A 10842-nucleotide genomic window follows, 5' to 3' on the forward strand; every position below is an offset into this window, starting at 1 on the left:
ATTTATGCGAATTGGACTTAATCGTTCTGTGAGGGTGGTAGCTCTACAAACTCTACCCAGTATTTCCCTAGTGTTTGCATTAACTCAACTAAACCTTCAAAAGTAACCGGTTTAGTGATGTATGATGCAGCGCCCAAGTCGTAGCCTTTAACCATATCTTCTTCTTGTTTTGATGTGGTTAAAATCACTACTGGAATACCCTTTAAGTTAGGGTTGGCTTTGATGGCTTGTAATGCTTCTCGGCCATCCATACGCGGCATATTTAAATCGAGTAAAATCAAGCCCGGACGAGGCGAGTTTTCTTTTTCACTAAATTTGCCTTTACGCTCAAGGTATTCAAGCAACTCTACACCGTCTTCAACAAAAAACAGCTCGTTCAATACACGGCTTTCGGCCAATGCATCTTGGGTTAATAAACGATCATCTTCGTCGTCATCAGCCATTAAAATGGTAATTGGTTTAACTTTATTAAGTGGCATTACGCCTCTCCTTGTAATGTGAAAAGCGATGCTTCCACGGGTAGTTTAAGGGTGAAGCTTGCACCCTCACCAACGCGACTGCTTGCGGTTATTTCTCCGCCATGACGCTCAACAATACGACGACAAACTGATAAACCTATGCCTGTGCCTTTATATTGAGAACGACCATGCAGTCGCTGAAACGGAACAAATATTTTTTCAAGATACTCTTCAGAAAAGCCGATGCCGTTATCTGAAATGGTAATAACTTCCCACTCCACATCACTATTGTGAGCTTCGCTAAATTCTGACGTTCGCTGGTATATAATATCAATCACAGGCGCAACATTCTCACGTCTAAACTTCACCGCATTTGAAAGAATATTTAAGAACAATTGCAGCATTTGGCTTGGATCGGCTTGAATATGCGGTAAAGTATCAAGATTAACCGTAGTTTCAGATTCTTTTATCGCAATTTCAAGATCATCAAGAACTTCTGCAACAACTTCATTTAAATCAGTATCAGTAAAATCTTTACCACGGGTGGTTACGCGTGAGAACTCAAGCAGGTCATTGATTAAATTAGACATACGCTGAGCCGCATTTTTCATCCGGCTAATATAGTCGATGCCTTTTTCACCTAGTTCATCTTTGAACATTTTTTCAAGGCGGTCACTGAAGGCTTGGATCTTACGCAGTGGCTCTTGTAAATCATGACTTGCAACAAAAGCAAAGTCTTCAAGCTCTCTGTTTGAGCGGCTTAGCTCATCAGAATAGATAGTTAGCTCTTGCGTACGTTCTGCAACTTTTGCCGCTAGATTCTCGTTTTGATTTTCAAGCTCAGCTCTGTATTTAGCTTGGTTGCGTAAGTTGATACGTGTTAATACAAACATACCTATAATCAATAAGGTACTGGTCACAGCCGTAATAGCAAATGTAATCTTCGCTTCGTTTTTGATTTGCGAGAGCTTTGCAAACTGCTCTATCTTAAAGTTAAGCTCTCGCATTTGTATTTCATCAACTGCTGTACGAATATCTTTATATAGATCGCGACCTTGGTCTGTTAGTAACAAGCGGCGAGCCTTAACATCTTTATTCGCAAGTGCCAGATCAGTTGTTTTGGTCATTACCGCCACTTTGTCGTTTACCAAATGTATTAAACGAGCAATGCGGTCTGCTTGCCCTTCAATTTCTGAGTGCAAACTTTTCACAAGCATGATCTGCGCCTGCATTGAAGCGATTGCATCATTGTAAGGCAGTAAATAATCTTCTCGGTCACTAAGTAAATAACCACGCTGACCTGACTCAGCTTGCACCACAGATAAGTGCAAACGCTCAATCGCGGTGTTGAGCGAATTGGTGTTATCAAGACTACTTTGTGTTTCGGTGAGTGAGCGAATGCTATTAAGAGCTAAAAACGCATTAGCCACCACGATACAGAGCACCACAGCTATAAAGCCTGCCCAATTGACCGCTATCTTTCCTTTTTGTTTTTGCATTTGCTTCCTAATCTATGAGTGCTTAATCTGCAGCGTGAGTGTCACTTATTTCTTGTAAGTGCTCACTACACTGCTGACAATTAGCTATTATTTTATTTAATGCCTCTAATGCTTTTTGTTTTGGCATATCATTTTCTAATACGAGCTTAACTAACTCTGCATTCATTGAGATACGGTTCAGCGGCGCACGGGCATCGTGTACCATTTTTCGTAAAGACTCGTTATTATTCATAGCTATCCTTTTATTTGTATTCGCCAATGCCTCCATAAGCATTTAAACGGTTATAAAGTGTTTTCGTACTGATCCCCAGCATTTGTGCTGCAATCGTCTTATTACCTTGTACTTTATCTAAAGTAGCGTGGATCAATTCTTTTTCAACTTCTTCAATGGTTTGCCCTGCAACAACTTGGTTTGCTTGGCTCTCTTTATTCACTTTAGAAAATGGCGACTCTAGCGATTCAGGTAAAGTAATAGCTGTGCCTTTAGGGTCACTCATAATAAAGGCGCGGTGAATAGCGTGACGAAGTTCACGTACGTTACCCGGCCAATCATGGGCCTCAAGCTCTTTGATTTGCGCCGCTTGCCATTTAAAATCAGTGCCGTTTTCTTCATTGAGTTGCTCTAAAAAGGCACTTGCAAGCAGTGGAATATCTTCTTTACGCTCACGAAGCGGTGGAATATCAATGGGGAATACCGCTAAACGAAAGTAAATATCTTCACGGATAACATTGTTTTGCGCAAGATCGGTCAAGGTGCGGTTGGTTGCAGAAATAACACGGCAATTTACTGCTTGCTCTTTTGTGCCACCCACTCGGGTTACTTTTTTGCTTTCAAGCACGCGTAGTAAGTTTGGCTGCATATCAATTGGCATTTCAGTTACTTCATCTAAAAACAGAGTACCACCAGCAGCTTGTTCAAACACACCCTCCTTACGCGCAATAGCCCCTGTAAACGCGCCCTTTTCATGACCAAAAAGCTCGCTACCAATCAGCTCTTTTGAAAATGCACCACAGTTGGTTGCCACTAACGGACCATCACACTCAGTCGCATTGTGTATCGCCTGCGCCACCACTTCTTTACCGGCACCACTTTCACCCATCAACATTACATTGGCAGAAGTGGCTGCAACACGTTCAATCATAGTGTAAAGCTTTTGCATCACCTCAGATTCACCTATTAGAGTGCCGAAGTGGCGTTTAATCGCTGGCGTTGCTTTTTTCTTAGGGGCTGCTTTTTTAGGGTTAAGTACACGCTCAATATCTTCACGTTGCAGTGGCTTAACTAGGTGGCCGACATTTGGCTCACACATTTCAGCCAACTTACCTTTTACTGAAGGGTGACCTGAAATTAACGTAACACGAGGCGATTGACCGATAGCCTTTAAGTGCTCTAGTAAATGAAGGCCGCTGCCATCTGGCAACATAAAATCTAAAAAGACATGATCAAACGTGTTGTTTTCAAACCATTGCTCAGCTTCAGCAAGGTTCGCTGCGGTATTTATATTGTGCCCTAGGAACTCAACTATATGACAAACTACATCGCTAAATTCACTGTCATCATCAACTAAAAGTACGTTCAACATATTAATTTCCTAAGCTTTTTCTACCATTCTACGCAAAGTTTTTTCGAAAATAAAACTAAACGTTAGATACCTAAATAGTTCTTAATTCCAGTTATATTACCTTATTAGTTTCAATTTGGGGTAAGCATAATGAATTAAATGCGAAAAAAAGGTTATTATGGCACGTTCAATATTAAGCTAAGCTGTACTTGCATTAATTTAAAGTTGTAATCCTATGAAGTTATTAAGAAAAGTAATTCACCCAAGTTTAAGTAATGACTATGGAACGGTGTTCATTCGTCACACTGCCCGCGCCATTGTTTTAAAAGGTGAACAAATACTACTTTTATACACCGCCCGTTATGATGACTACAGCCTACCTGGTGGTGGCGTTGATGAAGGCGAAAGCATTGAGCAAGGGCTTCTACGAGAGTTACATGAAGAAACAGGTGCACTACAAATTAAAATAAAGCAACCATTAGGATTATACGAAGAAGTTAGGCCTTGGTATAAAGACGACTTTGATTGTGTTCATATCAAATCCTATTGCTACTTCTGTGAAATTAGCGATGAATTTGCAGATCCTAAAATGGAGCATTACGAAGTGCAAAATGGCATGCACCCTAAGTGGGTGAATATTTTTGATGCCATCGCACACAACGAAACCACTATGACAATGAGTGATAAACAGGGACTATCGATTCAGCGCGAGACCTTTTTATTAAAGCTCATTGCTGACACTCTTTAAGTTATTTTACATTACTTTACGCAACCATCAGATATTGTGGCAGTCTATACTTATAGTTAAAGCCAATTATGAGAGTAAACCATGAGTAAGGTAGCCCCCCTTTCAAAACCAACCATCCTTTTACATTGGACCGTTGCCATTTTGTTTATCGGCGTATTCGCGATGGGCATTTATGTTGCTGATTTTGCCGAGCCACCCGCTAAATTTACTTATATGGGTTGGCATAAATCAATGGGCTTAGTGGTATTAGTTTTTGCCATTGCAAGGCTTATTTGGCGTATTAAAGAAGGTGCATTACCCGCGACATCTGCAATGCCTAAATGGCAAACAGCGATTGCTCACCTCACTCATGGCTTATTATTACTTGCAACTCTAGCTATGCCGTTATCTGGTTTTATCATGAGCTATGCGGGTGGTCGTGCAATTAGCTTCTTTGAGTTTGAGCTATTGAGCGCACCAGAGAAAACACCTTGGCTTGCTGATGCAGGCAGCTTTGTGCATCACAGTTCAGTGCTTATTATCGTGGTGATTTTAGCCTTACACATTGCCGCAGCACTTAAACACCAGTTTGTTGACAAAGATGGCATGCTTAGTCGCATGCTAGGTAAGTCTTAAATCAAATTTAAGCGGGCTTAGGGTGAGCATAAAAACGCCATAAGCCCACTAAATTACTTATTAAAAATACCGTTTCCATTACCACTGCTAGTGGTGAAAAAACCAAAGTGTTATGGGCTATCCAACCAATCGTGCCAACAATCATCAGTATGCGTAAGGTAAAATCTTTGCCTTGGAATGAAGCATAAGTTTGCAGTAACGTTGCCGACAGCGCGATAAAGCTAACCCAGCTTTGCCAAGTAAATAGTACTGCGCTAATACTCAAAAGCATAAAAGCTATCATCACCCAGGTTTTGCGGGCAAAAATACAATAGCCATAACGTAGTGCTGCAATCAGCATTAAGCTCGCTGCACTGAAGTTATCGAGCAGCATAAAGTGCACAGATGTCAGTAGAACCGAGCTAAACAAACAAGCTAAAATTGCCTGCCTTTGTTTAAACTGAAATGAAGCCAAATCGAGTAATGTGGCAATGGCAACTAAGCACTGAGATAAAATAAACATAACGACTCCTGAAAAACCAGCAGTGTAATGTTCACTATTTTGCTGCGCCTTAACTTAAGTTAAGACGCCGTCTAATTCGCGATAAAGAAATCGCAGAGATCCCTAAATACATAGCAACTTCGTTTAAACTCAGTTGTTCAAGCCAATGCGGCTTTTGTTCTAGTAAATATTGGTAACGCTGCTCAGGGGTATTGAGTAATAAAAACGCTTCTTTTGCTTCTTTAAACAATAATTGCTGACTAATTAACTGATGTTTTATTGCTTGCCAGTCGGCACTATCAAGTAAAGCCAAAGGCACCTTAATAAGCTCAGCATCACGTATTACTTTTAGCTGATAAAGCGCTGGGGTTTTAATTAACCAGTTACCATAAAGCAGTGCAAATTCATCTTGAAAGTAAAACTCTTTACACTTTTGCGTACCCTGCGAGGATGCATGAAATGCCCCAAGCACCCCAGATATAATTAAGTAACCTGCATCTTGTTCGTCGCCTTGCTGCAATAAAACATCACCTTTAGCGTACCGCTTTATAGCGCATTGCCCTGCAAGTTTGTTACGAAATTCACCGGCTAGCTGATGATAACTATCACCGAGCGGAAGTAACTGGGTATCTGTCAAGATTGCCAACCTTGCATTAGTAATTCAGTAATTTGCTGGGCGTTAACCCCTTCTCGAACCACAAAGCGCTCACCACACCAAAGCGGAGAAAAACCACTGTCGCCTTTAGTCTCTGCTTTTGCACGTAATGCCGTCATCGCAATCGATGCATATGGAAAGGGCGGCGCTTGCTCTGGCATCGCCCCTAACTCTTGCATCACTCTGTTGCGTATTCCTCGTGCTGGGCGACCAGAGAATAAGGTTGTCAATTCTGTTGAGTCTGGCTTAGCCGTTTTTAATACTTCACGATGTAAAGCACTTGTTGTCGCTTCTTCGCAAAGTAAATAAGCGCTCCCCACCTGCACAGCAGATACACCTAATGCTTGGTACTGAGCTACATCTTCAGCTGAGCAAATTCCACCTGCTGCAATAACCGGTATTTCAAGCTCTACACATTCTCGCACTAATTGCGCTGTGGTTGGTTGCAGCGATAAATCCATCGATAAAAAATGACCTCGGTGACCACCAGCTTCAATCCCTTGTGCAATAACCGCATCGGCACCATTTGCTTGTAACCAGCGCGCTTCGTCAAGCGTTGTGGCTGATGAAAGAACAGCCCCGCCCCACGCTTTAATCTGAGAAACAATCTCTTTACTGGGCAGACCAAAATGAAAACTCACAACAGCGGGCTTATAAGGCGCGATAATATCGATCACTTGTTGATTAATTGGCTGGCGTGAAGCGTTACGGGTAAATTGTGAGGCATCGACAGCAAACTCATCAAAATAAGGCTCAAGCACATTATGCCAAGCAGTTTGCTGAGCCAGTGTATAGTCAGGTGTTTGATGACAAAAGAAATTAAGATTGTACGGCTTATCCGTATGCTGACTAATGTAATCAAGCTCTGAGACAAGTTGCTCAGCCGATAGCATAGCGCAAGGTAACGAGCCAAGCCCCCCTGCTTCACACACAGCCACTGTCAGTTTGGCATTTTGCACACCTGCCATCGGCGCTTGAATAATCGCAAGCTCGGTATTTAACACAGAATTTATCATTACGTATTCCTTGTAAGTTTTGCAGCCTGTTGCAGTTTTTACAGAAAAAGAGTGCCTAGCTAATATTAAGTTAAAATAAAAGTCAATTAAATCAGATAGCTAGGATATCGAAAATTAGGTATTAGCCTTGCAAACCTTTTCCTACAATTTTGTAAGGAGATAATGATGACTGATACTGTTACTACAATCAATCCAGCCAATGAGCAAACCTTAAATACGTATAATTTATTATCATTGCAACAAGCACAGAGTGAAGTTGACCAATGTCATCAAGCTTTTTTAAAGTGGCGCACAACATCCCATGAACAGCGCGCTAAATTACTCAATCAACTTGCACAAGTGATTGAGTCTAATCAACAAGAATTAGCGCAATTGATGACCGATGAAATGGGCAAGTTATATCAGCAAGGCCTACAAGAAGTTGAATTATGCGCTGCAATTTGTCGCTATACCGCAGAACAAGGGCCAAAAGTGCTTGCTGATGAAAAACGAGATATGCAAGACGGCCGTGCAATTATTAGCTACCAACCAATCGGTGTCGTTTTAGGTATCCAACCTTGGAACTTCCCGCTTTATCAAGTCATTCGCTACGCTTGCGCGAATATCATGGCGGGCAATACTACAGTGCTAAAACATGCTGGTAATGTATTTGGCATGGCTGAAAAAATTGAGCAGTTATTTACTCAAGCAGGCTTTGATGACTATTGCTTTAAAAACTTACTGATTGACGGAAAAACCGCAAGCAAACTGATTGAGCACTCAGCTATTCGAGGTGTGACATTTACTGGTAGCGACGAAACAGGCAAAAAAGTTGCTGAGCTTGCAGGTAAACAGGTTAAGAAAACGGTACTTGAGCTTGGTAGTAACGATGCCTATGTTGTACTTGATGATGCTGACTTAAATACGGCGATTACCGCATGTACACAAGGGCGTTTGATCAATAACGGGCAAACCTGTGTTGCCGCAAAACGCTTTATTGTGGTTGATGCTTTATACGATGATTTTAAAGCCTTAATTAAAGATCAATTTGAACAAGTTGTTCTTGGTGACCCGAATGATGAAAAAACCACGCTCGGTCCAATGGCCCGTAAAGATTTGCGCGATAAACTTCATCAGCAAGTGACTGATTCAGTCAATGCAGGTGCGAGCATTGTTACTGGCGGTAAAGTTGCTGAGCACACAGGCTTTTATTACACCCCGACTCTACTTGAAAACATTAAACCGGGCATGCCCGCCTATGATGATGAATTATTTGGACCTGTAGCATCGCTTATCAGGGCAAAAGATAATGATGAGGCAATGCAAATTGCTAATGACTCTCGCTATGGTCTTGGTGGCGGTATTTTCTCAAAAGACGAACAAGCAGCTATTGAGCTTGCAAAGCATCATTTTGATACCGGTATGGTGAATATTAATGGTTATGGCCTTGCGCAACCGAACTTACCATTTGGTGGTGTAAAAGACAGTGGCTATGGTCGTGAACACGGCGGCTTTGGGCTACGTGAATTTGTTAATATCAAAACCATTATGGTCAACGACTAACCACAAAGAAAGGGCTCATTAGAGCCCTTTCTTATATCTAATTGTCCGCCCTGAATAAGGTTATCACTTGTTAAACATTGGCACTTGCTGCTTAGACGCTGCTGGCATTTTTAACTCATCCACTGCTTTTTCTTTATCAATCTGCTCTTGTTGTTTTTGATTGTCAGAATCGGGGTTATAAACAAGTTCAGTAAGTAGTGCAAAATGGTCTGAGCCATATTTTGCCAAACGCTCAATACGCTTAACGCTAAACTCATTACTATGAAAAAGGTGATCAAGCGGCCAGCGCATAAAGAAATAACTGGCATGAAACGTATTAAAAAAGCCGCGACCTTTGCGTGGGTCTAACAAACCACTAATACGCATAAACAAGCGGGTACTCCGCGACCAAGCAACATCATTTAGATCACCGGCAACAATACAAGGTCGCTGTCTGTTTTTAAGTGCTTTAGCTAAAATTATCAGCTCAGTATCACGCGGTCGTGAGCTGTCTTCTTCTGTGGGGCTCGGGGGAGCAGGATGAATAAAGTGCCCTTGTACTTCTACGCCATCTGCATCTTCAAACAAAATATGAATTGAGGGGATGTCGCTTTCTATAAGCTCACAAACTTGCTGTTGTTTAATTTTAAACTTGCTGTACAAGTGCATGCCATAACGATTATCTTTTGGGCAGTAGACACGATATGGGTACTCTTTTTCTAAACTGCTCAGTTTATTTTGCCAAGTTTGATCAGACTCTAACGTAATGAGGAAATCAGGTTGGTGCGTTTTGACTAAGCCAATTAGTTTGGCATATTCGGTGTTCGACATCAGTACATTTGCCGACATAATACGAATACTGTGCTTATCGCTTTTATTGCTTGAGGCAACTTCCTTATTAGCTAGTCTTGTGTAAGGATAAATCCAGCCAACTTGTAAAAGCAGCACGATGATACTCGCCAGAGCACAACCAATATAAAGCATTGATCCCGTACGACTGATTAAATAGCTTGCAGCAATTAAACTCGCACAAGCAAGGTAAACCACTTGCAAGCGTACAAAGTCACAACTGCGAATTAAATAATGTTGGGAATATGAAAATGGCAAGATTGAGACCACTAGCAGCATGGCCAATAGTGAACTCAATCCATAAGTCATGATCGATTCAAGCAAAATTAGCGACTCAAAATAGAAATAATTTCTCGGGTATCTTCCACTAAACGCACGACAGTATCGTCTACTTGAATTGAAATTAGACCATCTCTGTCTCGTGATTTAATCACTTTACCGCGGCGGTAAATATCACGGTCAAGAATATCGCCTTTGCGTAATTTCTTCTGCCAACCGGGTGGTAAATCACCACCATTATCAAGCTTCTTTTCAAGGCCAGGTGGCAGACTTTTACCTTTGTCCTTATCCTTGTCTTTTGCAAGTGCGCCAGCCGTCACTAGGCTTAAACCAATCACTGCAACTGTTAACAATGCTTTCATACGAGTGCTCCTTTTGTTAGTCCTAGTTAAGCGTAGCAAGTTTTTCTGAACTGGGTATGAAACAGCTAAAAAAAGCCGCTAAGCGGCTTTTGACAGAATTAACGATGGCGAGTAACGATTGATAGAATCTCTCGCGTATCGTGTACTAGATGAATAAGGCGGTCGTCGATTTCGATGGCAATAATACCATTTCGGTCGCGACGTTTAATCACTCGCCCATGACGATATATATCTCGGTCAAGAATATCACCATGATGATAACGCTTATACCAACCTGGTGGTAAGCCACCACCATGCCCTACTTTTTTGTATAAACCGGGTGGTAAATCACGGTAGCTGTAATGGTCGTATCTATCGTAACGATCATATCTGTCATGATGGTGATGCTTGTGATGTTTTTTATGCTTGTGGTGTTTTTTGTGCTTTTTGCGTTCGTGTTTTTGTTCGTATCTATCATGGTCACGATCATGTTTCGCGTTTGCTTCCATAGGTATCAAACTCAAACCTAAAACGGCAACTGAGATAGTAAGTAATTTATTCATAATAGAGACCCTCAACGTTTGCTCTTGGTAAAAAGCCTAACGTTTTAGCCTGAATCATAGATGAAGGGTTACAATTTAAAAACTTAACTACTTATATACCCAAACCACCTCAAGATGCGAGTTTCAGTTGGAATTAAAAGCGATTTAGGCAAGGCATTGATTGCAAGTAATAGTGGTTCTATTGTTAAAATCAATAACGCAGTATAAATCGCTTTTAAACCAACCCTTTGGGCGCTTCACAGGCACTTACTCTCA

13 protein-coding genes are annotated in these 10842 nt (G+C 41.4%); 3 read left to right on the forward strand and 10 right to left on the reverse strand.

The window, feature by feature from the left end:
* Nucleotides 1-17: 17 nt before the first annotated feature.
* The 4 genes from AN394_RS17720 to AN394_RS17735 are packed head-to-tail and all read right to left on the reverse strand — an operon-like array spanning nt 18 to nt 3540.
* Nucleotides 18-479, reverse strand: a complete 462-nt coding sequence (locus tag AN394_RS17720; protein ID WP_054562693.1) for a response regulator — start codon at nt 477-479, stop codon at nt 18-20.
* The gene (locus tag AN394_RS17725; protein ID WP_054562694.1) at nt 479-1957 is read right to left on the reverse strand and encodes an ATP-binding protein; all 1479 of its coding nucleotides are present in this window, start codon (nt 1955-1957) and stop codon (nt 479-481) included. The genes AN394_RS17720 and AN394_RS17725 overlap by 1 nt, the downstream gene beginning before the upstream one ends.
* Before the next feature lie 22 nt (nt 1958-1979).
* Entirely contained in the window at nt 1980-2189 is a 210-nt protein-coding gene (locus AN394_RS17730; RefSeq protein WP_054562695.1) for a histidine kinase, read from the reverse strand.
* Between the two features lie 10 nt (nt 2190-2199).
* Nucleotides 2200-3540, reverse strand: a complete 1341-nt coding sequence (locus AN394_RS17735) for a sigma-54 dependent transcriptional regulator (protein WP_054562696.1) — start codon at nt 3538-3540, stop codon at nt 2200-2202.
* Nucleotides 3541-3754: 214 nt separating this feature from the next.
* Between AN394_RS17735 and AN394_RS17740 the strand changes: the two genes are divergently transcribed.
* Together AN394_RS17740 and AN394_RS17745 are read left to right on the forward strand one after the other, a co-directional pair.
* Complete coding sequence (locus tag AN394_RS17740) at nt 3755-4267, forward strand: NUDIX hydrolase (RefSeq protein WP_054562697.1); 513 nt, start codon at nt 3755-3757, stop codon at nt 4265-4267.
* Nucleotides 4268-4348: 81 nt separating this feature from the next.
* Nucleotides 4349-4882 carry a cytochrome b gene (locus AN394_RS17745; protein ID WP_054562698.1) on the forward strand — a complete coding sequence of 178 codons (534 nt, stop codon included), beginning with the start codon at nt 4349-4351 and terminating at the stop codon, nt 4880-4882.
* A 7-nt stretch (nt 4883-4889) separates the two neighbouring features.
* Here the strand turns inward: AN394_RS17745 and AN394_RS17750 are convergent, their stop codons facing one another.
* From AN394_RS17750 to AN394_RS17760, 3 genes are read right to left on the reverse strand one after another with little or no spacing between them, the layout of a single operon-like run.
* Nucleotides 4890-5384, reverse strand: coding sequence for a YgjV family protein (locus AN394_RS17750; protein ID WP_054562699.1), 495 nt, complete (start codon nt 5382-5384; stop codon nt 4890-4892).
* Between the two features lie 49 nt (nt 5385-5433).
* Entirely contained in the window at nt 5434-6000 is a 567-nt protein-coding gene (locus AN394_RS17755) for a Crp/Fnr family transcriptional regulator (protein ID WP_054562700.1), read from the reverse strand.
* Complete coding sequence (locus AN394_RS17760) at nt 5997-7034, reverse strand: nitronate monooxygenase family protein (protein ID WP_054562701.1); 1038 nt, start codon at nt 7032-7034, stop codon at nt 5997-5999. Before AN394_RS17760 ends, AN394_RS17755 begins: the two co-directional genes overlap by 4 nt.
* Before the next feature lie 165 nt (nt 7035-7199).
* Here AN394_RS17760 and AN394_RS17765 point away from each other — a divergent pair, with 165 nt between their 5' ends.
* Nucleotides 7200-8576 (forward strand): NAD-dependent succinate-semialdehyde dehydrogenase, encoded by a 1377-nt coding sequence (locus tag AN394_RS17765; protein ID WP_054562702.1) that lies wholly within the window; start codon nt 7200-7202, stop codon nt 8574-8576.
* A 63-nt stretch (nt 8577-8639) separates the two neighbouring features.
* Here the strand turns inward: AN394_RS17765 and AN394_RS17770 are convergent, their stop codons facing one another.
* The 3 genes from AN394_RS17770 to AN394_RS17780 form a co-directional block, all read right to left on the reverse strand.
* Nucleotides 8640-9713 (reverse strand): endonuclease/exonuclease/phosphatase family protein, encoded by a 1074-nt coding sequence (locus AN394_RS17770; RefSeq protein WP_082401630.1) that lies wholly within the window; start codon nt 9711-9713, stop codon nt 8640-8642.
* Between the two features lie 17 nt (nt 9714-9730).
* Nucleotides 9731-10045, reverse strand: a complete 315-nt coding sequence (locus AN394_RS17775) for a hypothetical protein (protein ID WP_054562704.1) — start codon at nt 10043-10045, stop codon at nt 9731-9733.
* A 98-nt stretch (nt 10046-10143) separates the two neighbouring features.
* Nucleotides 10144-10587, reverse strand: a complete 444-nt coding sequence (locus tag AN394_RS17780) for a hypothetical protein (protein WP_055022156.1) — start codon at nt 10585-10587, stop codon at nt 10144-10146.
* Nucleotides 10588-10842: the final 255 nt, after the last annotated feature.

It is taken from the genome of Pseudoalteromonas sp. P1-26, from assembly GCF_001401795.1.
Classification (GTDB): domain Bacteria; phylum Pseudomonadota; class Gammaproteobacteria; order Enterobacterales; family Alteromonadaceae; genus Pseudoalteromonas.